Annotated in this window: 17 protein-coding genes; 6 read left to right on the plus strand and 11 right to left on the minus strand. The window is 67.1% G+C overall.

Annotated elements, in window-relative coordinates; translation table 11 throughout:
* Positions 1–2: 2 nt before the first annotated feature.
* The 5 genes from ung to rhlB all read right to left on the minus strand — a co-directional run bounded on the left by ung (position 3) and on the right by rhlB (position 5,075).
* Positions 3–713 carry a uracil-DNA glycosylase gene (ung, locus tag C1922_RS18115; RefSeq protein ID WP_108751046.1) on the minus strand — a complete coding sequence of 237 codons (711 nt, stop codon included), beginning with the start codon at positions 711–713 and terminating at the stop codon, positions 3–5.
* A complete protein-coding gene (locus tag C1922_RS18120; protein ID WP_108751047.1) occupies positions 710–1,552 on the minus strand; it encodes a response regulator in 843 nt (280 codons plus the stop codon). The genes ung and C1922_RS18120 overlap by 4 nt, the downstream gene beginning before the upstream one ends.
* Positions 1,553–1,559: 7 nt before the next feature.
* Entirely contained in the window at positions 1,560–2,507 is a 948-nt protein-coding gene (gene ftsX, locus C1922_RS18125) for a permease-like cell division protein FtsX (protein ID WP_108751048.1), read from the minus strand.
* A 3-nt stretch (positions 2,508–2,510) separates the two neighbouring features.
* Positions 2,511–3,197: a cell division ATP-binding protein FtsE gene (ftsE, locus tag C1922_RS18130; protein WP_108751049.1), complete on the minus strand. Its 687-nt coding sequence runs from the start codon at positions 3,195–3,197 to the stop codon at positions 2,511–2,513.
* Between the two features lie 156 nt (positions 3,198–3,353).
* Positions 3,354–5,075 carry an ATP-dependent RNA helicase RhlB gene (rhlB, locus tag C1922_RS18135; protein WP_108751050.1) on the minus strand — a complete coding sequence of 574 codons (1,722 nt, stop codon included), beginning with the start codon at positions 5,073–5,075 and terminating at the stop codon, positions 3,354–3,356.
* A 523-nt stretch (positions 5,076–5,598) separates the two neighbouring features.
* On the opposite strand from rhlB, the gene trxA reads away from it, so the two are divergent.
* Both trxA and rho read left to right on the plus strand, forming a co-directional pair.
* Positions 5,599–5,928, plus strand: a complete 330-nt coding sequence (gene trxA / locus C1922_RS18140; protein WP_025878607.1) for a thioredoxin — start codon at positions 5,599–5,601, stop codon at positions 5,926–5,928.
* Positions 5,929–6,155: 227 nt separating this feature from the next.
* Entirely contained in the window at positions 6,156–7,907 is a 1,752-nt protein-coding gene (gene rho, locus C1922_RS18145; RefSeq protein ID WP_108751051.1) for a transcription termination factor Rho, read from the plus strand.
* 146 nt (positions 7,908–8,053) lie between these two features.
* Here the strand turns inward: rho and C1922_RS18150 are convergent, their stop codons facing one another.
* A complete protein-coding gene (locus C1922_RS18150) occupies positions 8,054–9,127 on the minus strand; it encodes a hypothetical protein (RefSeq protein ID WP_108751052.1) in 1,074 nt (357 codons plus the stop codon).
* 117 nt (positions 9,128–9,244) lie between these two features.
* On the minus strand, positions 9,245–11,776 hold the full coding sequence (locus tag C1922_RS18155; protein WP_108751053.1) for a glycoside hydrolase family 3 protein: 2,532 nt from the start codon (positions 11,774–11,776) through the stop codon (positions 9,245–9,247).
* Positions 11,777–12,117: 341 nt separating this feature from the next.
* Between C1922_RS18155 and C1922_RS18160 the strand changes: the two genes are divergently transcribed.
* A complete protein-coding gene (locus C1922_RS18160) occupies positions 12,118–13,125 on the plus strand; it encodes a LacI family DNA-binding transcriptional regulator (protein ID WP_108751054.1) in 1,008 nt (335 codons plus the stop codon).
* Positions 13,126–13,301: 176 nt separating this feature from the next.
* Here the strand turns inward: C1922_RS18160 and C1922_RS20430 are convergent, their stop codons facing one another.
* Positions 13,302–13,691, minus strand: coding sequence for a hypothetical protein (locus C1922_RS20430; protein WP_159092024.1), 390 nt, complete (start codon positions 13,689–13,691; stop codon positions 13,302–13,304).
* Here C1922_RS20430 and C1922_RS18165 point away from each other — a divergent pair.
* The 3 genes from C1922_RS18165 to C1922_RS18175 all read left to right on the plus strand — a co-directional run bounded on the left by C1922_RS18165 (position 13,690) and on the right by C1922_RS18175 (position 19,463).
* Positions 13,690–16,677: a TonB-dependent receptor gene (locus C1922_RS18165; RefSeq protein ID WP_108751055.1), complete on the plus strand. Its 2,988-nt coding sequence runs from the start codon at positions 13,690–13,692 to the stop codon at positions 16,675–16,677. The genes C1922_RS20430 and C1922_RS18165 overlap by 2 nt on opposite strands.
* 86 nt (positions 16,678–16,763) lie before the next feature.
* A complete protein-coding gene (locus C1922_RS18170) occupies positions 16,764–17,780 on the plus strand; it encodes a cupin-like domain-containing protein (protein WP_108751056.1) in 1,017 nt (338 codons plus the stop codon).
* A gap of 108 nt (positions 17,781–17,888) precedes the next feature.
* Positions 17,889–19,463: a sensor domain-containing diguanylate cyclase gene (locus tag C1922_RS18175; protein WP_108751057.1), complete on the plus strand. Its 1,575-nt coding sequence runs from the start codon at positions 17,889–17,891 to the stop codon at positions 19,461–19,463.
* A 24-nt stretch (positions 19,464–19,487) separates the two neighbouring features.
* Here C1922_RS18175 and C1922_RS18180 read toward each other — a convergent pair whose 3' ends face one another.
* The 3 genes from C1922_RS18180 to C1922_RS18190 form a co-directional block, all read right to left on the minus strand.
* Complete coding sequence (locus tag C1922_RS18180) at positions 19,488–20,360, minus strand: energy transducer TonB (RefSeq protein ID WP_234413374.1); 873 nt, start codon at positions 20,358–20,360, stop codon at positions 19,488–19,490.
* Positions 20,361–20,422: 62 nt separating this feature from the next.
* Complete coding sequence (gene aceK, locus C1922_RS18185) at positions 20,423–22,153, minus strand: bifunctional isocitrate dehydrogenase kinase/phosphatase (RefSeq protein ID WP_108751059.1); 1,731 nt, start codon at positions 22,151–22,153, stop codon at positions 20,423–20,425.
* A 104-nt stretch (positions 22,154–22,257) separates the two neighbouring features.
* Positions 22,258–22,617, minus strand: coding sequence for a hypothetical protein (locus tag C1922_RS18190; RefSeq protein ID WP_108751060.1), 360 nt, complete (start codon positions 22,615–22,617; stop codon positions 22,258–22,260).

A 22,617-nucleotide genomic window follows, 5' to 3' on the forward strand; every position in this document is an offset into this window, starting at 1 on the left:
GGTTACAGGCGGGCGCGCGGCGGCAGCGACCAGTCGATTGGCGCCTGGCCCTGGCGCTGCAGGTAGTCGTTGGCCATCGAGAAATGGCGGCAGCCCAGGAAACCGCGATGTGCCGACAACGGCGAGGGATGCGGCGCCTTCAACACGCGGTGGCGGCCGGTGTCGATCACCTTGCCCTTCTTCTGCGCGTACGCGCCCCAGAGCATGAACACCAGGCCGTCGCGTTCGCGGTTCAGCACGTCCACCACGTGGTCGGTGAAGCCTTCCCAGCCGCGGCCCTGGTGGGCGCCGGCACTGCCCTCTTCCACCGTCAGCACCGCGTTCAACAGCAGCACGCCGCGCTGCGCCCACGGCAGCAGGCAGCCGTGGTCGGGCCGGGCAATGCCCAGGTCGCCTTCGATCTCTTTGTAGATGTTCAGCAGCGAAGGTGGCACCGGCACGCCGGGCTGCACCGAGAAGCTCAGCCCATGGGCCTGGCCCTGGCCGTGGTAAGGGTCCTGGCCCAGCACCACCACCTTCACCTGCTCGAACGGCGTGGCGTCGAACGCGGCGAAGATCTGCGGCCCGGGCGGAAACACCGCCGCGCCGCTGGCCTTGCGCTGGCGCAGGAACGCGGACAGGTCGCGCATCTGCGGCTGCAGCAGGTAATCGCCCACACGCTGTTTCCAGCTCGGCTCCAGCTGGATCGCCGGGGTTCCCACATCGTCGATCATTTCAATACAGGTCCATCGTTCAAGCGGGCCAGACGCAACTGGAACAGCACCTTGGTCACCAGCAGGCGTTCTTCGATCGGCTTGAGCACCAGATCGTTGGCACCGGCCTGCAGCAGGCCAGTCTGGTTGTGCGGATTGCCGTCGCCGGTCATCACCAGCACCGGCAGGCGGCGCTTGCCGTAACCGAAATCCACGCGCACGCGCTGCACCACGTCACGCCCGCTCAGTTCCCCCTTCAGGGTCACGTCGGTCAGCACCAGGTCGATGCGGTGGCGGCTGCGGCCCAGCGATTCGGCGGTGAGCAGGGTGAAGGCTTCTTCGGCACTGACCACGTGCAGCACGTTCAACTGCTGCCGTTCCAGCATGCGCTTGGTGGCCTCGGCCACCACCCGGCTGTCTTCGACGTACAGAATGGTGGCGCCAGGAATGGTCTGCGGCTGCACGTAGCCACGGATGAACGTCGCCAGGGCTTCGTGGCCCAGCGCCTTGTCGAAATAGTCGGTGACGAATTCGGTGAAGCGGCGCTGCTCCAAATGCTGCTGCGCATCGCCAGACACCACGATCACCGGCACGTAGGCCTGGCCGGCGGTCTCGCGCACCTTGCGGGCCAGGTCCAGGCCGTCGCCATCGCGCAGGGTGAGCGAGGTGGTGACCAGATCCACCGGGCCCTGCGCCAGCACCTGCTGCGCCTCTTCAATGCTGTCGCAGCCGATCACCTCCACGCCGGGCAGGTCGCGCTGCAGCACGTCGGCAATCAGCTTGCGTACCAGCTTGGACCCATCGACCACCATCACCCGCGTCGCGGGCCCTTCAATATGCTTCAGCGCTTGCGGTTGCATGCAGGTCTCAGGTGTCAGTGGGGCGGGTCTGGCGCAGGAAGTGGCCGGTGACCAGCCAGGCCCCCAGCCAGCCGAGCAGCAGCGTGCCCAGCAGCACCAGGCTGCCGTGCAACAGGTCCAGCCCGTGCAGCACGAACGGGCTGCCGTAGCTGCGCGAAAGTTCGGCCAGCGGTGCGCGCAATGCGGCACCGGCCACGCCGATCAGCGCGAGCGCCACGGCACCGGCGCCCAAGCCGTACCACGCACCCAGGTACAGGAACGGGCGGCGGATGAAGCCATCGCTGGCGCCCAGCAGCTGCAGCACGCCGATTTCCTCGCGACGGGCCTGGATGTCCAGGCGCACGGTGTTGCCCACCACCAGCGCCGCGCCCACACCCAGCAGCGCCGACAGCACCTGCACCAGCCGTGCGCCGAAGGCCAGCCAGGCATCCAGTCGCTTGCGCCACAACGCATCGTGCTGCACCAGGTCGGCACCGGGCAGGCTTTCCAGCGCGCGCGCCAGACGCGCGTCATCCTGGCCCTGCGCCGGGGTCACCACCAGCAGCGACGGCAGCGGGTTGTCGTTGAGGGCGTCGATCGCCTCGCCCAGGCCGGCCTGGCGCAGTTCCTCCAAGCCCTGTTCGGGCGTGCGCAAGGCCACGTTGGCCACGTCCTGGCGGTCGCGCAGTTCGCCGGCCAGGCGCAGTGCGCCGGGACCGTCCACATCGGCTTTCAGGAACACGTTGATGTCGCGCGACTGCTGCACGCTGCCGGCGAACTGCTTCAGGTTGTCCAGCGCGATGGACAGCCCCAGGGGCAGCGCCAGCGCCAGCGCCATGACCATCACGGTCAGCAGGGTGGCCCACGGCTTGCGGCAGGCGCGGCCCAGGCTGAACACCACGCTGTGCACGTGGTGCTGGATCCATACACCCAGGCGCGAGGGTGCGGCGGCTTCGGCGTTTTCGTTCTTGGCCATCGGTTACTCCGCCAGATCCTGCGGCGAGATGTCATCCACCAGCCGGCCGTGGTCCAGGATCAATACGCGCTTGCGCATGCGGCGCAGCAGCGGCAGGTCGTGGCTGACCACCAGCACGCTGGTGCCGCGCGAAGGCAGTTCGGCGAACAGGGCCATGATCTCGGCGGCCAGGGTCGGGTCTAGGTTGCCGGTGGGCTCGTCGGCCACCAGCAGCTTGGGTTCGCCCACGATGGCGCGGGCAATGCCGACGCGCTGCTGCTCACCGGCCGACAGCTGCGACGGCAGTGCCTTTTCGCGGTGGCCCAGGCCCATGCGTTCCAGCACCGAGCGCACGCGCTTGCCGATATCGGCCCGGCGGGTGCCGCGCAGGATCAGCGGCAGGGCTACGTTCTCGGCGATGGACCGGTCCATCAGCAGGCGATGGTCCTGGTAGACCGCGCCGACCGCGCGACGGTGGCGCGGCACATCGCCGCCGCGCACCTTCAGCAGGTTGCGATCGTCGAACACCACCGCGCCGCGGCTCGGTCGTTCGTCCAGGTGGATAAGCCGCAGCAGGGTGCTCTTGCCCGCCCCGGAATGGCCGGTGACGAACAGCATTTCGCCGGGGGCCACTTCGAAGCTGACATCGATCAGCGCCTCATGGCCACCGGCGTACTGTTTGCTGACATTGTCAAAGCGCAGGACACTCATGCCCCGATTATGCAGGACCGACGCGAAGGATCGGTAGCGCCGGGCCATGCCAGTGGGTGCCGACCGTGGGTGGTGGGTGCCGACCGCTGGTCGGCACGCCGTTAAAGCCATCGGACCAACGGTCGGGTGCTACCGGTCCTGCGGGGTGGGCGCCGATCAGCTGCCCGACAGCATCCGGCGGATCTTGCGACCGATGCGGGTCAGGAACGAATCACCGGTGTCGGCGGCGGTGCGCACCGGCTTGGCCACCACCTGCACCGGGGTGACCGGGTTGGCACCGTTGCCCGACGAGGTCTGCACGCCTTCGGCGCCTTCGACCGGACGGCCGTGGCGACGACGACGGCGCTTGCGCGGCTTGCGCTCGCCCTCGGCGGCGCCTTCCACTGCACCTTCGGCGCGCGGCGGACGCGGCGGACGCGGGGCCTGGGCCACGGCGGCCTCGGCACCCTCGACCGGCGCGGCGGCCGTCTGCTCGCCTTCCACGCGCGGCTTGCGCGGGCCACGCGGGCGACGCTCGCCACTGCGCTCACCCTCACGGCGCTCGCCACGGCCACCGCCGGAGCGGCCACCACTGCGGCCACCGCCACGGCGCTCCTCCTCGGCAGCGCGGGCTTCGCGCGCTTCACGGAAGATCTGGCCGACGCTCTCGTTTTCCTCGCCTTCCTCGCCCGCAGCCGGGGCCGGACGTTCCGGGCGCGGCAGCGGGGTCAGCAGCTCCTTGGTGACCGGCTCGGACGGAATCTTCTGCTCGATGTAGGCCTCGATGTCCGGCAGGCCCATCGCGTAGCGCTCGCAGGCGAAGCTGATGGCATCACCCTCTTCGCCCAGGCGCGCGGTACGGCCGATGCGGTGCACGTAGTCTTCGGCATCGAACGGCAGATCGTAGTTGTAGACGTACTTGATGCCGTCGATGTGCAGGCCGCGGGCGGCCACGTCGGTAGCCACCAGGATTTCCAGCTGGCCCTTCTGGAAGCGGTTGAGCAGGCTCTCACGCTTCTTCTGCGGCACGTCGCCAGACAGCACGCCCACGCGGTAGCCGGCCTTTTCCAGCGAACGCGCCACGCGCTCGACGAACACCTTGGTGTTGACGAAGACCATGGTGCGCGCGCCTTCGCTGCGCGACAGCAGGCCCAGCAGCAGCGGGATCTTCTCGTCGTCGGCCGGGAAGTAGATGCGCTGGCGCACGCGCGCGGCGGTGATGGTCTCGGCTTCGACCACCAGCTTCTGCGGCTCGTTCATGTGTTCGTAGGCCAGCTCCAGCACGCGGTGGCTGAGGGTGGCGCTGAACAGCAGGGTCTGGCGGGTGGTGCGCTCGGGCATGCGGCGCAGCAGGAAGCGGATGTCCTTGATGAAGCCCAGGTCGAACATGCGGTCGGCTTCGTCCAGCACGCAGATCTCGCAGGCGTGCAGCGAGACCACCTTGTGCTGCTTCACGTAGTCGATCAGGCGGCCCGGGGTGGCGATGATCACGTCCACGCCCTGCTGCAACAGCTCGCGCTGCTTGTCGTAATCCACGCCGCCGTAGACCAGGGCGAAACGCAGGCCCAGGTCGGAACCGAACTTCACCGCATCCTTGTGGATCTGGATGGCCAGTTCGCGGGTCGGCGCCAGGATCAGTGCGCGCGGATCTTCCGGCTTGCGGTCGGCCAGTGCCGGACGCGTCAGCAGGCGGTTTACGACAGCGACCAGGAAGGCCAGCGTCTTGCCGGTGCCGGTCTGGGCCTGGCCGGCAACGTCGCCACCGGGCAGCGCGACCGGCAGGGTCAGCGCCTGGATGGGGGTGCAACGGGTGAATCCGGCTCCTTCAAGGCCCGCCTGCAGGGCCGGATGCAGCTCGAAGGAGGAGAAGGTCAAATCGGTCAGCGGTTTGTCGCTCATGAGTCCGTCTTGGTATGGCCGCCGGCCCGTAGGGCGGCTGGCACTTCATCGTCTAGGGGCACCGTCGCAAACTGCGGCCCCTGCGGCGGGTTGGCAGGCTGGGACCACCCGGTCCGCACGCCGCACAATGCCTCAGTTTACCGCAACCGGGCCGGCAATCCCGCGCACCCGTCTCAGCCGACCGGGAGACGCACCCTGCAACCCCCTCTTCACCCAGCCACACCGCACTTGAACGCCCCCGGCCGACAGGGGCTGGGCCGGAGGCCAGGTGCCCCCATATTCTGGGAAGACAGTGAAATCCGACACATACCTTCGTCGGACACGGTCACGATACGCTGGGTTCCAGCCAGCCTCTGTCCCAGCGCTGCGATAGGGGTACACTGCCGGCCGTGAGCGTCCAGGCATCCCGCCGAACGCACCGTGGCACACCGCCGCGAGGCAACGACGAGGGTCGCGCCACCGGGCATGGCCCAGTTCACCCACCTCCGGCCTGGCCGGGTGCAATCCAAGACGAGAAACCAAGATGAGCGACAAGGTTGTACACGTCGGCGATGCCGACTTCGATAGCGCAGTGCTGAATTCCAAGGAACCGGTGCTGGTCGATTTCTGGGCCGAGTGGTGTGGCCCGTGCAAGATGATCGCCCCGGCGCTGGACGAACTGGCCGACGCCTACCAGGGCCGCGCCAAGATCGCCAAGGTCAATGTCGACAACAACCGTGCGCTGGCCGCCAAGTACCACGTGCGTTCCATTCCCTACCTGGTCGTCTTCAAGGACGGCGAAAAGGTGGGCGAGCAGATCGGTGCGGTGGGCAAGGCCCAGCTGGCCGGCCTGCTGGACAAGGCACTGGCCTGATCCTGCTGTTCCACGGCAGCCGCTGACCGCGGCTGCCGCTGGGCGCCCCGCGCCCGCATGAATGCCATTCCCGGTGACCCTTGCAAGGCGCCGCGGGCCGATGATAGTGTCGGCATATCCGGCCGCGTTCGCGTGCCGCACCCTCTGGACGCAGTTTCTTCCAGACCCATTCCCAACGTTCGCCGCCCCAGCCGGGCGCTCGCACCTTCAAGCGAGGAATAACGCTCTTGTCCGATCACACTTCCGAAACCGGCAGCGCCGATGCGCCCGCCGAAAAGCGCGTGCGCAAGCCCCGCGTGAGCAAGGCCGCCGCTCCGGCAGCCGCCGAAACCAGCGCTGTCCCCGCGCAGCCGACCCTGCCGCTGGCAGCCGCGCCCGAAGCGCCGGCACCGGCCGCAGCCGCCCCCGCGCCGAGCGCGCCCGCCGCTGAAGCCCCCGCCTCCGGCGGCGGTGATGCCGGCGAAGGCCGCGAATCCGGCCAGCCGCGCCAGCAGAACCACCAGGGTGGTCAGGGTGGCGGCCAGAACCAGGGCCAGAACAACAACCCGTACAACCAGAACGGCCAGCAGGGCCAGGGCAACCGCCGCGACCGCTTCCGCAACCGTCGCGACCGTGACCGCAACCGGGGTGGCCGCGATGACGGCATGCCGCAGGACGGCGGCGAGCAGCAGCCCTTCGTGCCGCGCCCGCACGCCAACGTGCCGGAAGGCTTCCCGGTCTATTCGCTGAGCGACCTCAAGCGCATGCCGGCGCAGAAGCTGCTGGAAATCGCCGAGCAGCTGCAGATCTCCGAAGGCGTCGCCCGCGCCCGCAAGCAGGACGTGATCTTTGCCCTGCTGAAGGTGCTGACCCGCCACGGTGACGGCGTCGCCGCCGACGGTGTGCTGGAAATCCTGCCGGACGGCTTCGGCTTCCTGCGCGCGGCCGAAGCCAGCTACCTGGCCGGCCCGGACGACACCTACATCTCGCCCAGCCAGATCCGCCGCTTCAACCTGCGCACCGGCGACCATATCTCCGGCCGCATCCGCTTCCCGAAGGACGGCGAGCGCTACTTCGCACTGAACATCGTCGACACCATCAATGGTGAGCCGATCGAAGCGTCGAAGAACAAGGTGCTGTTCGAGAACCTGACCCCGCTGTTCCCGCGTCGCCGCTTCACCCTGGAGCGCGGCAACGGTTCGTCGGAAGACATCACCGGCCGCATCCTCGACCTGATGGCGCCGCAGGGCAAGGGCCAGCGCTCGCTCATCGTTTCCCAGCCGAAGGCCGGTAAGACGATGATGATGCAGCAGGTGGCCACGGCCATCACCACCAACCACCCGGACGTGCACCTGATCGTGCTGCTGATCGACGAGCGCCCGGAAGAAGTGACCGAGATGCAGCGCACCGTGCGCGGCGAGGTCATCAGCTCGACCTTCGACGAGCCGGCCGCGCGCCACGTGCAGGTGGCCGAAATGGTTATCGAGCGCGCCAAGCGCCTGGTCGAGCACAAGAAGGACGTGGTGATCCTGCTGGACTCCATCACCCGCCTGGCACGCGCCTACAACAACGTGGTGCCGAGCTCGGGCAAGGTGCTGACCGGTGGTGTGGACGCCAATGCCCTGCACCGCCCGAAGCGTTTCTTCGGTGCCGCGCGCAACGTGGAAGAAGGCGGCAGCCTGACCATCATCGCCACCGCGCTGGTCGACACCGGCTCGAAGATGGACGAGGTGATCTACGAAGAGTTCAAGGGCACCGGCAACAGCGAAGTGCACCTGAGCCGTCGCATCGCTGAAAAGCGTGTGTTCCCGGCCATCGACATCAACCGTTCGGGCACCCGCCGCGAAGACCTGCTGATCGAACCGGAACTGCTGCAGAAGATCTGGATCCTGCGCAAGCTGCTGCATCCGATGGATGAAATGGCCGCGATGGAATTCCTGCTGGACAAGATGAAGAACACCAAGTCCAACGACGAGTTCTTCGGTTCCATGAAGCGATAAGAAAGAAGCCCCGCAGTGCGGGGCTTTTTTTTTGCCTTGGGAACGCCGCATCCACGCATGGCGTGGATCTACCGGTAGCGCCGGGCCATGCCCGGCGGATGCATCCCCCCGCCCGGTAGCGCCGGGCCAGGCCCGGCGGCATGGGTTTACGCGCAGACCTGCCGCGGGTCCAGTTCCAGGTCACGACAGACGCGATCATGCACCAGGTTCGCCGCCCGATGCCTGAGGCCAACGGCGCCCAGCCAGCCGGGAACAGGGGGCGTCAGCGTCTCCCATACGTCAGCCTGCAATCGCCCCCTCAGCGTGGTCAGCAGCAACCGGGCTTCATCCTTCGCGCCTGCGAAGTACGCTGCAAACGCAAACGTCTCCATGCAGATGCCGTGATAGCTGTCGCCTTGGCAGGAGGCGATTTCCTGCAGACGACGCTGCAGGGTTTCGGGAACCGCATCGGCCCACTTCAATATCGCGCGGCGCAGCCAGGCTGCCGCCTCCCCATCGCCGAGCTGAAGGGAGACCCCCCGCATCGTGTGGTAGGCGTCTTCCCCAGCAACGGTAAGTGCGTCGTCCAGTACCGCCTGTGCAGCGACGATATGCGAGCAGCTGCCAGCAGGCGCACGTTCCACGATCCATTCTGCGAACCGGACATGTTCGTCATGTTCCCCACCCCATCGCGGCAACGTGCCACGCGCGTACTGGTAAATGGTTGGGGTGTGGAATCCGCTGGTCGCCAGCACCTGGTTCAACCACTCGGCCCGCTTTCCCTCATCGGCACCAAGCACAACGTTGCAGTGGATAAGCCCGGCCAGCGCCATCGCATCTGCAGGGTTCCGTTCAACGATGCAGGCGAACTTCTCGTAAGCCTTCGTCATGATCTTCGGATACCGGCGCCGACGCAGGAAAGGAATGTCGTTGGCGTAGGTTTCCCCGCGTACCGCCCAAGCATCGACCACATCACCGTACGCAGCGATCAGCAGCGGATGGGAAGACGTCGGGATGGCGCCCGACCATGCCTGTAGCCTTCGACGCGCATGGCGGTTCGCTGCAAGCCGCCACACGAGGGGTTCGCAGGTTTCGGCCGGCAGCGAATCCATCCAGCCATCAAGCGAGGCGAAGTCGCCCTTCCTCAGCGCACCCAAGGCCCGAGAAACATGCGGCGCGATGAAGTGCGGCCGGTGCATCGCACAGGGAATCACCCGCAGGGTCTGGAGAGCGCGTCGCATGATGGATGACCTTGGCCAAAGTCATCCATCTTCTTCCGCGCCAGCCCCCTTGACCATACGAAAAGTTGTAAATCGTGCTGGGCAAACGCCGGGCATGGCCCGGCGCTACCGTAAGCCTCACGGACAGGCCACCGCGCCCTCGGCGTTGGCCGTGTTGGCGGTCAACTTGACCTGGGTGAATGCCGCCGCAAACGGCTTGTCCGCGCTCACCACGAACGGGGCTTCCACCGCGCCCAATGCCACACCCTGCTTGGCGAAGCACGCCAGCGGCACGGTCACCGTCTGCTTCTGCCCCGGCGAGAGCTTGCCCAGCAGCGGGGCGATATCCACCCCGCCCTCGCAGCCACTGCCGCACTGCATGGTCACCATCACCGGCGAGGCCGGGCGCTTCACCAGCTGCACGTCGAACTGCAGCGCGCCGTTGCTGCGCGCCAGGGCGCCCAGGTTGCGCCGCGAGGTGCTGCGTGCGATCAGCTGCGCGGGGGCCAACCAGATCACTTCCTTGGCATCCTGCTGGGTGTTCACCTGCACGGTGCGCACCTGTACCACCGGCGTGGCGGTCGGCCAGCGCAGGGGGGCATTCAGATCATTGCCCAGCGGCTGGGTCGCGCCCGCGGCCGCCACGTGCAGCGCGAACGGCGGCGTGTCGGCGCGGTTGAAAATCGGAAGCACGGTTACTTCGCCGCAGCTGTCCGGGTCGGCTTCGTCGAGCCGGGCAACCCTGCCGCCCTTGGCGTAGCTGAGGCCATAGCCGAGCGCGAACAGCGACGGCTTCTTCGCATCGGGCTGGTCGATCGGTGCCGGGCAGGGCACGCCCGGCCAGGGGAAGCTGAGGCGGCCGCGGAAGTCGTGCGCGGGCTTGCTGCCCTTGCCGACCACCAGCACGTCGGTCACGCCCTTGCCTTCGGTGCCCGGCAGCCAGGCTGCGACGAAGGCGCTGGAAAGGTTGAGCAGGTCGTTGGTGTACATCGGGCGACCGGACAGGTAGACCGTCACCACCGGCTTGCCGGTCGCAGCTGCCGCCTTCAGTGCGGCCAGGTCCTGCGGGTAGGCACGGCTGTGGCTCACGGTGTCCGAGGCAAGGATGTCACCGTTGGTTTCCGCATACGGCGTCTCGCCGATCACCGCCAGCACCACGTCGAAGGCCTTCGGGTCGACGCCCTGGCCATCGGCACTGAAGCTGACTTTGTCCGCGCCCAGTTCGGCGCGCATCGCGCCCAGCACCGAATCGGCGTTGGGGAAATCGGCGTTCTTGTTCTCGGTGCCCTGCCAGGTCAGCGACCAGCCACCGGACTGGTCACCGATGTTGTCGGCGCCCTTGCCGACCACCAGCACGCGCGCGTCGCGGCGCAGCGGCAGCACCTTGCCTTCGTTCTTCAGCAGCACCAGCGATTCGCGCACCGCGCGGCGCGCCAGCTCGCGGTGCTGCACGGCGGTGGCATCACCGGCATAGCGGCTGTCGGACGGCTTGTGCTCGAACAGGCCGGCACGCAGCTTCACCCGCAGGATGCGCGTCACCGCATCGTCGATGCGCGCCATCGGGATCTCGCCCTTCTGCACCTGCGCGGTGGTGTTGTCGATGAAGGCCTTCCAGTCGTCGGGCACCATCACCATGTCGATGCCGGCGTTGATCGCCTGTGCACAGCTGTCGTTGCGGCAGCCTGGCACCTGGGCGATGCCGTTCCAATCGGAGACGACGAAGCCGTCGAAGCCCATCTTGTCCTTCAGCGCGTCGGTCAGCAGCGCCTTGCTGCCGTGCATCTTGCCGTAGTCGACGCCGGCGGCACGATCATTCCAGCTGTTGAACGAGGCCATCACCGTCTGCGCGCCTTCGGCCAGCGCGCCGTAGTAGCCCTGCGCATGCACGTTGATCATCGTCGCCTTGTCGACCAGCGCCTCGCCCTGGTCGCGGCCGCTGTCGGTGGCGCCATCGCCAAGGTAGTGCTTGGCGGTGGTGATCACGTTGCCGTCATCCTTGAACGCGCCCTGCGCGCCCTTGACGTAGGCATGGGCGAAACTGCGGATCACCGCCGGGTCGGACGAATAGCTTTCGTAGGTGCGGCCCCAGCGCGGGTCGTGGGCCACCGCCAGGGTGGGCGCGAACACCCAGCCGATGCCGGTGGCGCGCACCGAGCGCGCGGTTGCTTCGCCGATGCGCTCGATCAGTTCCGCATCGCCGGCCGCGCCCAGGCCGATGTTGTGCGGGAACAGGGTGGCGCCCAGCACGTTGTTGTGGCCATGCACCGCATCGGTGCCCCAGATCACCGGCACCGGCGTCTGCGCATCGGTGGCCAGCGAAGCAGCGTGGTAGGCATCAGCCAGTTTCAGCCAGTCCTGCACGCTGGCGTGCTTGTCCATGCCCGGCCACGAGCCGCCGCCGTTGAGCACCGAACCGATGTAGTAGCGGCGCACCTGCTCGGGCGTGATCGTCTTGATCTCGGCCTGGGTCATCTGCCCGATCTTCTGCGCCAGCGTCATCTGCGAAAGGATCTGCTGCACCCGGCTTTCGATCGGCGCATCGGTGGCGATCGCGCTGTGCACACGCGGCCAGTCCTGCAGGCGTTCGCCGCTGGCCGGTGCGGCACCGAGGGGCGCGGCAAGGGCAGCCAGCAGGCAGCTGGCAAGAAAGGTCTGGGTGGGGCGATTCACTGGGCTCTACCTCCGTGGATGAAGTTCCTGGCGTGTGCAGCTGCGGCGACACGTCGGCGCCGGCGCCTGCGCACCGCTCCTGACAGCGCTGTCATATAAGGGGTCCCCGCTGCTGTCAATCGTTGTTCGTGTGCAACGGGACGCGCGTGCTGCAACAGCAGGCTCCGGCACAGCCATCGCATGCTGCCGGCCTGCGCGGGTGCTGCAACGCGACACGGAATCGGGAGGTGCCAGCGCCCCTCATGTCGTGGCAACATCCGCCTGCTTCGGCAACATCGACCGGGCCGGCACGCACTACCATCGCCGCGTGCCCGCCGCCTTCCAGGAGGAACCATCGCACCATGCGCAGTCGAATCGAGGATGTCGCCGCTGTTGCCGGAGTGTCGATCAAGACCGTGTCCCGCGTGCTCAACCATGAGCCGAACGTGCGCGAGCAGACCCGTGAACGCGTGCTGGCGGCAGTGGCGCGGCTGGGCTACAAGCCGAACCTGTCGGCGCGCAGCCTGGCCGGCCAGCGCTCGTATGCGCTGGCGCTGGTCTACAACAATCCGTCGCGCAACTACCTGATGGAAATCCAGAGCGGCATGCTGGAAGCGTGTCATGCCCAGCACTACAACCTGATCCTGGGCCCGGTCGGCATCGGCCGCCGCACCCTGCCCGACCTGACCGCGCTGTTCGAGAACTCGCGCCCGGATGGCGTAGTGCTGATCCCGCCACTGACCGACGATGAGGTGGTGCTGTCCTACCTGGAAGAGCAGGACATCCCCTTCGCCTGCATCGCGCCACGCCACCCGGAAGGCCGCATCGGCGTGCGCATGGATGAAACCACCGCCGTGGTCGAACTGATCGGCCACCTGGTCGCGCAGGGCCATCGCCGCATCGGCCACATCAAGGGCCCGCGCGCGCACGGTGCCTGCCAATGGCGCCACGCCGGTTACCGCCAAGCGCTGCGCGACGCAGGCATCGCCTACGACCCGGCCTTGGTGGTCAGCGGCCAGTTCTCTTTCGAGTCCGGCGTGGACGCGGCCAACCTCCTGCTTGACCTGGATGACCCGCCGACGGCGATCTTCGCCGCCAACGACGACATGGCCGCCGCCGTGTACCGTGTGGCGGGCGAGCGTGGCCTGCGCGTACCGCGCGACCTGTCGGTGTGCGGCTTCGACGACACGCCCATCGCGGGCCACATCTACCCGGCGTTGACCACCGTGCGCCAGCCGACCGCGCATATGGGCCGGCTGGCCACCGAGCAGCTGATCGAGCACATCCGCACCGAGACGGCCGGACGCATGATCACGGTCGAGCACGCGGTGCTGGACCGCGAATCGACCGCCGCACCACGCCGGCGCTGACGCTCGCTGCTGCAGCGGACCTGCGCGTCCGTTGCCGGTTTCCACGCATGCGTGTGCACGCGAGCGGCGGCCGCTTCGGCGTGCACGATGACAGGCCTGCACGTGAACACTGAGCTGCATGCGCTGTCCATGCATCGTCGTTGCCATGTCCAGAACCTGTCCTCCCGGTCATCGATTCAAGCCATCCAGAGGACATGCACGACATCCTCCGGGCATTTCACTTGTCCAGCGCTGTCAATCGTGCCAACGCCCTCGGCTACAGCTCGCTGCGCCTGCATCCGCGCAGTTCCGTTCTGCACCGCACAACACGCTTCCACCGATCCATTGGCAGCGCTGTCATGGCTGAAAAACCGCCGTAAATGCTGCAACCAAAGGCAATTCATCCGCGTGAGCACGTTCATGGCAACGGTTACATCGCCACCTGCGCGCACGTTGCCGATGCGCACTTGATGGCAGTTTGTTGACAACGCTGTCAACCGTAGCTCCAATCCGGCCACGTGCAGTAACCCGCCATCGAGAATACGCCGCAACGACACCACCGAATTCCCTGGGGAGGGAGCTTCCATGAAGACGTACAAGGCAGTACCTCGCAAGACGATGCTCACTTCCGCGCTGCTGGCGGCGCTCGCCGCACCGGCCTGGGCGCAGGACGCACCTGCCGGCGAAGCTCCCGACCCGGCCACGCTCGATACGGTGCAGGTCACCGGTATCCGCGGCAGCCTGCAGTCTTCCATGAACCTCAAGCGCGACAGCCAGGGCGTGGTCGATGGCATCGTTGCCGAGGACATCGGCAAGTTCCCCGATACCAACCTGGCCGAATCACTGCAGCGCATCAGCGGTGTATCGATCGACCGCACGTCCAGTGGCGAAGGTTCGAAGGTGACCGTGCGCGGCATTGGCCCCGACTACAACCTGGTGCTGTTGAACGGCCGGCAGATGCCGGCGTCCAATCTCGGCAATGGCGGTGGTGGCCTGAACGGGTCGCGCTCGTTCGACTTCGCCAATCTCGCCTCGGAATCGATTTCGGCAGTGGAGGTCTACAAGACCAGCCGCGCCGACAATCCGGCCGGCGGCATCGGTGCCACCATCAACATCAAGACGCTGCGCCCGCTCGAATCGGAACCGGTGATCAGCCTCGGCCTGAAGGCGGTCAACGATTCGTCCAACGACAACCTGCCGCGCACGCTGCAGGGTTCCAACGTGACCGGCGAACTGTCGGGCATCTTCAGCCAGCGCTATGCCGACGACCGCTTCGGCGTGTCGCTCAGTGCCAGCCACCAGGAGCGTGATTCCGGCTTCAACCAGGCCACTGTGGCCGAGGGTTGGGCCACGTTCTACGGCAACAACACCACTGACGGCCGCGCCCTGCCGCAGCCGGGACAGGGCTACTCGGACCGCATCACCAACCGGCCGGGCCCGAACGATGTGTATGGTCGGCCGCAGAACACCGCGTACAACGTCAACGGCGTGCAGCGCCAGCGCACCAACGCGCAGGCCACCTTCCAGTGGAAGCCAGCCGACAATGTCACTACCACGCTGGACTACACCTATGTCGAGAACAAGGTGCAGCAGCAGCGCAGCGAGCTGTCGGTGTGGTTCAACTACGGCCCGGGCGACAGCACCTGGACCAATGGCCCGGTAGCGGCGCCGATCATCTACAGCGAGGACATGACCAACTCGGACGTGTCGATGGGCGGTGCGCGGCTGGCGACCAAGACCGACATGCACTCGCTCGGCTTCAACGTGGACTGGGAAGTGAACGACGCGCTGGACCTGTCGTTCGATGCACATAACTCCCAGGCCGAGTCGCAGCCGGACAGCCCCTACGGCTCGGCCGGCGTACTCGGCGTGGCCGCCTTCGTGCGCGGCAAGACTACCGTCGACTACAGCGGCGACCTGCCGATCATCAACATCGCCCTGCCGCCGGGTGGCGTGCAGGCGTCCGATGCGCTGGTCACTGGCTCGGTGTTCCAGAACAGCTACAACAAATCCAAGGTGCAGCAGTACCAGGGCCGCGGTACGTTCCGCTTCGCCGACTATTCGGCACTGGACTTCGGCATCGGCCACACCCAGGTGGAGAACCGCTCGGCCTCGGCGATCATGCAGCGCAATACCTGGGGCGGCCTGGGTTCGCCGTCCGACTATGCCGATGACATCTGGTATGCGGACAACATGGCCAGGTACTTCAAGGCCTTCTCCGGGCACAGCGATCCGCGCCTGACCGGCCAGTTCCTGGTGTTCGACTTCGACCGCCTGATCGACCGCGCCGCGCAGGTGGGCACCGACGCCGATCCGGCCTGCCCGACCTGCTACTACGCACCCACCGAGTACTCCGAAGACATCCGCACCACGGAAAAGACGCGCAGCGCCTTCCTGCAGTACCGCACCACCTTCGACTGGTCGATGCCGCTGCACGTGGCGGCCGGCGTGCGCTACGAACAGACCGAGGTGGAATCCAGCGCGATGGTGCGCGTGCCGACCGGCATCAGCTGGGGCTCGGCCAATGAACTGAACATCGTCTACGCACCGGAAAGCAGCTTCGTCGGTGGCCGCGGCAAGTACGACTACGTGCTGCCCAATATCGACCTGAAGCTGGATCTGAGCGAGACGCTGGCACTGCGCGGCAGCTACAGCCGCACGCTGGGCCGGCCCAGCTGGACGCAGATCCAGAGCGGCCAGTCGCTGGCCGACATCGTGCGCACCCAGGGTGGCAGCGGCAGCCGCGGCAACCCGGGGCTGGAGCCGCTGATCTCGGACAACTTCGATCTGTCGCTGGAGTGGTACTACGGCGAAGGCAGCTACGCCTCGGCCGGCTTCTTCCGCAAGAACATCAAGAACTTCATCAGCGACACCGTGGTGCGCGAGAACGCCGGCAACCTGCACACGCCCGTCGGTGGTGCGTACTGGAACGAGGCACTGGCCTCGTGCGGCGGCACCGACATGCCGTGCATCCGCGATTACATCTTCACCAACCACGCCGGCGACCCGGGCGTGAACTTCACCGGGGTCAATTCGGCAGGCCAGCTGACCGGCACCATCGAAGGCCTGCCGACCGACCCGATCGCCGGCTTCGACATCACCGTGCCGGCCAACCAGCATTCGGACCACCTCGATGGCTGGGAAGTGGCGGTGCAGCACCTGTTCGGCCAGTCCGGCTTCGGCGTGGCCGCCAACTACACCAAGGTGAAGTCCGGGCTGACCTTCAACAACCTCAGCCTGGGTGACCAGTACCCGATGATCGGCCTGAGCGACTCGGCCAACCTGGTTGCGTTCTACGACAAGAACGCCTGGCAGGTCCGTGCCGCTTACAACTGGCGCGACAAGTTCCTCAACGGCATCGGTGGCCAAGGCCCGAACCCGAACTACACCGCCGCCTACGGCCAGCTGGATCTGAACATCAGCTACGCGGTGAGCGAGCAGCTGAGCCTGAGCCTGGAAGCGATCAACCTGACCGACGAGACCATGCGCACCTATTCGCGCCACACCAACATGCTGCGCTACGCCACCCAGACCGGCCCGCGCTACATGTTCGGCGTGCGTTACAAGTTCTGACCGGCTGCAGTACCGTGGGGCCGGGCATGGGCTCGGCTCCACGGGGCGGGCTCGGCCTCACACCGCTCCGCTCCGGATGACCGCGCATGCTTTCACCGCCCCGCCCCATCGAAGAGATCCACGGCCTGGACCCGGCACAGCTGCACGTGCAGCTGCCCACCTGGACAACGCCGAAGGTGATCCGTGGGCTGGTGGCGCACTGGCCACTGGTGGCCGCAGCGCGCCGGTCCACGGCCGAAGCGGCGGCCCACCTGGCCCGCTTCGACCATGGGCAGATGCCGGTAACGGCGACCACCGCCGCGCCCGAGGCCCGCGGCCGGTTGTTCTACAACGAAGACATGAGCGGCTTCAATTTCCGCCGCGAGCAGATTCCGCTGAAGGTGGTGCTGGCCACGTTGCTGAAGTACGCCAGCGATCCCGCGCCGCCGTCCATCTATGTAGCGTCGACCACGCTGGACAGCTTCCTGCCCGGTTTCAGCCAAGCCAATCCGCTGCACCTCGGCGTGGCCGACCCGCTGGCCAGCATCTGGATCGGTAACCGCTCGCGCATCGCCGCCCACCAGGACGTGCCGGACAACCTGGCCTGCGTGGCGGCCGGCCGCCGCCGCGTCACCCTGTTCGCACCGGAGCAGATCGACAACCTGTACGTCGGGCCGCTTGATTTCACCCCGGCCGGGCAGGCGATCAGCCTGGTCGATTTCCATGCACCGGACCTGCAGCGCTTCCCGCGCTTCGCGCAGGCGTGGGCGCAGGCCCAGGTGGCCGAGCTGGCGCCCGGCGATGCGGTGTTCATTCCGTCGCTGTGGTGGCACCACATGGAAGGGCTGGAGGCGTTCAACGTGCTGGTCAACAGCTGGTGGCGACCGGTACCGGCGTGGATGGATTCACCGATGAACGCGCTGATGCTGGCCATCCTTGCACTGCGCGACCTGCCGCCGGAACAACGCGCACACTGGCGCACGATGCTCGACCACTATGTGTTCGAGGCGGGCGAACATACGGCCGCGCATGTGCCGCAGGACGCGCGTGGCGTGCTTGCACCGCTGGAGGCGGCCGGTGCCGAACGCGTGCGCGATACGCTTCGTCGCCGCCTGCAACGATGACACCGGGGCACCGTGCTTAACCTCAAGGCATGCGGATGTGCCCATAATGGCGATTCCCCCACCGTTCGAACCCGGCCGTGATTCCGCTGCGCCGGGTGCCGCTGCCCCATGCCACCGATTTCCAACCGCCTGAACCTGGGCAAGCTGATTCTTGCGCTGGCCCTGCTGAGTACGCTCATTGCGTTGGCCAATACCCTGCTGGCCAGCTACCGCGTGCAGCGCGACCAGCTGGTGGGCAACACCCTGGAAGCCAACCGGGTCTACGCCAGCAAACTGGCCGAGACCACGCAGAACTTCCTGTTGTCGGCACAGCAGCAGCTGGCCTACGCCGCCACCCGGCTGGGTGAAACCGGCCTGGAACCGGAGCAGGCGCAGCGCGAGGCCAGCCGCCTGCAGCTGCAGTCCAGCAGCTTCAACTCTTCGCTGGTGGTGAACGTGGATGGCCTGGTCATCGCGACCTCGCCGCAGACCCTGCAGCTGCAGGGTGAAGTGCTGAAGAGCGTGGGCAGCCAGCTGGCCCTGGCACGGCGCCAACCGTTGATCAGCGATCCCTACCAGTCGGCCACCGGCAAGCTGCTGATCTCGCTGTCGCACCCCATCTTCGACCGCCAGGGCCGCTACCTGGGCTACGTCAGCGGCACCCTCTACCTGCGCCAGCGCAGCGCCCTGCACACCCTGCTGGGCAAGCACTACTACCGCGATGGCTCGTACCTGTACGTGGTGGACCACAACGGCCGCATCATCTACCACAACGATGCAAAGGAAGTGGGCACCTACGCACTGGAAAACCCGGCGGTGAAGGCGCTGATGCGCGGTCGTTCCGGCAGCCAGCAGCTGGTCAACAACCATGGCGTGGCCCAGCTCTCCGGCTACGCGCCGGTACCGGCCACCGGCTGGGGCATCATCGCCCAGCGCCCCACCGAAGCGACGCTGCAGCCGCTGTCGCGCCTGATGAGCTCGGTCATCTGGAATGCCATCCCGCTGGGCGTGCTGTCGCTGCTGATCACCTGGTGGTTCGCACGGCGCATCTCGCTGCCGCTGTGGCAGCTGGCGCGCAACGTGCAGGAAGGCGAAGACACCGGCAACGCGATCAACCACGTGACCGGCATCCGCGCCTGGTACTTCGAAGTGGCGCAGTTGAAGCAGGCGGTGCTGTACAGCTTCAACGCCCTGCAGGACCGCATCGGCTCGCTGAACCGGGCCAGTCGCACCGACCCGCTGACCGGTCTGCTGAACCGCCGTGGCCTGCAGCACGCACTGGAGCTGCTGCAGGCGCAAGGCGTACCGTTTGCCATCGTGGCGCTGGATATCGACCGCTTCAAGTCGATCAACGACACCCATGGCCATGACGTGGGCGATGCGGCCATCGTGCATATTGCCGAACAGATGCGCCGGCATTCGCGCGAAACCGACGTGCTGTGCCGCGCCGGCGGCGAGGAGTTCCTGCTGCTGTTGCCGGGCGTCGGCACCGATGCCGCACGCCAGGCCGCCGAACGGCTGCGCCGGCACATCGCCGACGAAGCCTTCGCCCCGGTCGGCACGATCACCGTGTCGCTGGGCGTAGCCCACTTCCCCAGCTTCCATGCCGATGTGGAGCAGGCGCTGCGGCTGGCCGACAAGGCCCTGTACCTGGCCAAGGAACAGGGCCGCAACCAGGTGGTGGTGTACCCGCACGCCGATTGAGCGTGCGGGCATGGCGGCGCCGCCTCAGCCCAGCGGGGTCAACAGGCGCGGGCCGTCCTGCGTACCGACCATGTACACGCCACCTTCGGGCAGCAGATCGGTGCCCGTGGCCTGCGCATCTTCACCGGTACTCCACGGCGCCTTCTGGCGCGGGCCCGGAATATAGGCCGACCAGCGGCCGTAGCGTTCCTCGCGGTTGTCGATGTCGTAATGCACGGGCACGCGCACGGTCCAGAACTCGCTGTCCTTGTACTTGCCGGTGGTGGGCGGGGTGAAGGTCCAGCCCTTGGCGGTCCTGACGCTGGCATCGGCCAGGGTCTTCCGCAGCAGGTCCATGGTGCGCGCCGGGCCCACCGATGTCAGGTTGGTCTGCTCGGCCACGACATCGGCCACGGTACCGTCCCTGGCGACCTTCACCAGCAGCAGCACCATGCCCTGCCCGCGCATGGCCCACGCACGCTGCGGGTATTCCGGTCGCGTCAGGCGCAGGCCCTTCACCTGATCGGTCCTGGCCCCCTTGGCGGCATCGGCTGGGCCGAAGTTCGCGTCGGCCACCCGCACCTGCATGCTCTCCTCGGACATGTTGTCGGCCAGCAGGCGCAGCCGCACCGCCGTGCGCGCCGGCACGGCAGTGCCGTCCACCTGCACGGGTTCGAAACGCCACTGGCGCACGGTGCTTTCCACCAGCGCGGCAACGCCCTCGCCTACCTTGTCGCGCTTGTCCAGACGGAAGCCTTCCACCTGTCCTTCGCGGCCGATATCGATGACGCCCGTGAGGGTCAGGCTGGCCTCGGCCTGCTTGCGCACTTCCCGCGCGGTCTGCGCCTGCGCGCTGTCGAAGGTCACTGCGCCGGCACCCACTGCCAAAGCCACGGCCAGGAAAAGAGATGTACGCATCACAGCCACTCCTTGTGCATGAAGGCCACAGGCTACCCCATCGCGGCCAGGGCATCCAAGGCTCAGGCCAGGCGGTGCGCCGCCGCGTAAGGGGGAGTATCGGGGTAGTCGCCGGCCGCGAAACGGGCCTGCAGCCCTTGCCACCACAACGGATCGAACAGATGGCGATAGTGCTCGCGCACCGCCGCCAGTTCCTGCGCGGGCAGCCCCATGAACGGGCCGAAGCGCTCGGGGAAAACGTCACGCGGGCCGACATGGAACCAGGATTCGTCGGCCATGGCCTCTTCCGGTGAGCGCGGCTGCGGCCAGGTGCGGAACACGCATTCGCTGACCAGGCACAGTTCGTCGTAGTCGTAGAACACCGCGCGCCCATGCCGCGATACACCGAAGTTCTTCGGCAGCATGTCGCCCGGGAAGATGTTGTTGCGCGCCATGTCGGTGATCGCCTGCGCGTAATCCAGCACCGCTGCGCGCACGGCGTCCCCGCTCTGCTCGCGCAGGTACAGATTCAACGGACGGAATCGGCGCTGCACGTAGCACAGCGCAATCTCGATCTCATCGCCATCCACGCGCACGCTCTGCGCGCACTGCTGCAGCAGCTCGTCCAGCAGCGCCGGAGCAAACCGCGCGCGCGGGAAGCGCAGGTGCCGGTACGGTTGCGCGTCCAGCAGGCGCCCCACCCGGTCCAGGTTGAACACCAGCGCGTATTTCTCTTCCACCTGCTGCCGCGACATGGCCTTGGGCCAGGCAAAACGGTCGCGTATCAGCTTGAACACCAGCGGGTAGCTGGGCAGGGTGAACACCGCCATCACCATGCCCGGCGTGCCCTCGGCATGCACCAGCTGCTCGCTGGGGTGGTCGCCGAAATGACGGAAGAACGTGCGGTAACGCTCGGTCTTGCCCTGCTTGGCGCGGCCCAGCACGGTATACAGCTCATCGATGGGCTTGCCCGGCAGCAGGCTGCGCAGGAACACCACCGCATCGCCCACCGTGGCCAGGCCGGCCTGGAAGTAGCTGCGCGATACACCGAACAGGTGGGCGACATCGCGACGGCGGGTCAGCACGGCGTCGGCGCGCAGGCCGCCAGCATCGTTCACCAGGGCAATCACGCAGGGCGAGAAGCGGTGTTCGCCAAATACACGCCCCACCAGGTACGCGCGGCGCTCGCGGTAGAACACCGTATCCAGCAGTTCGATGCTGCGCACCGGCGTATCGCCCCAGTGCGCCAGATCATCCTGCAGGCGCACCGCGATGGCCGCCGCGCAGCGCAACTGGTGGGCATACGGCACGTCGAAACGATAGTCTGCCAGCACCCGCTGCAGGGCCTCCACTGGCCGGGTGGCCGAGACCGAGTAGGTGTGCCGGGCCACCGGGTGGGTGATCGCATCGGAAGGTTCGATGTCGAAGGCGATGAATTCCACCGCCGGATCGACGCCACGGGTGCCGAACAAACGCCGCGACAGCGTGTTGTAGAAGGTCTTGTACAGCTCGGCGTCGATCAGCCCCTGCAGCAGGGTGGTGAAGTGCGCATGCACCTGCAGCCACAGCGCGCGCTCGCCGACGGCCTCGCCGGCCAACCGTCGCAGGGCATCCATGCGTTCGGCGATGCACAGGTCGTACAAAGCAATGCGCTCGACCGCGTCCTGGCGTGCGCCGACCCAATCGCGCTGCTCGAAGCGGCCGCGCGCGCGGGCGGTGATGGCGGCGAAGCGCGCGTGGTAATCCTCGAAACCGGCCGCGATGGCCCGGGCAAGGCGCAGGGGCAGTTCCGGCGGAAAGTCGAGGGCAGCCATGGGTCAACCATACGCCGCCGTGGAGTGGCTTGTGTAGAGTCGAGCCTGCTCGACTGCTTCTGGCCGAGGCAGTCGAGCGAGCTCGACTCTACGAAAGGCAGCGTTCAGATCGCCAGTTCGGCTTCCACGTCCTGCACTTTGCGCCGGGCCAGGGCCAGGTTGCTCTTGGTCCGGTCCAGCACGATGTAGAAGAACAGCCCCTTCTTGCGCGCCACCGGGCGCATGATGTGGTACGCCTTGCCCAGCGAAATCAGGATGTCTTCAATGCTGTCGTTGAGGTTAAGCGATGCAGCGGTCTTCATCTTCGCGCGGATCACTTCGGTGTTGCCGGCGGCCGCCACCTCCATGTCCATGCCGGCGCCGGCCTCGCCCAGCAGCATGCCGCTCTCGTAATCGACCAGGGCGACGGCCTGCGCGCCGTCGATACCCATCAGTGCATTCAGCGATTCAGTCAGTCCAGCCAC

The organism is Stenotrophomonas sp. ZAC14D2_NAIMI4_7 (assembly GCF_003086675.1).
Lineage (GTDB): Bacteria > Pseudomonadota > Gammaproteobacteria > Xanthomonadales > Xanthomonadaceae > Stenotrophomonas.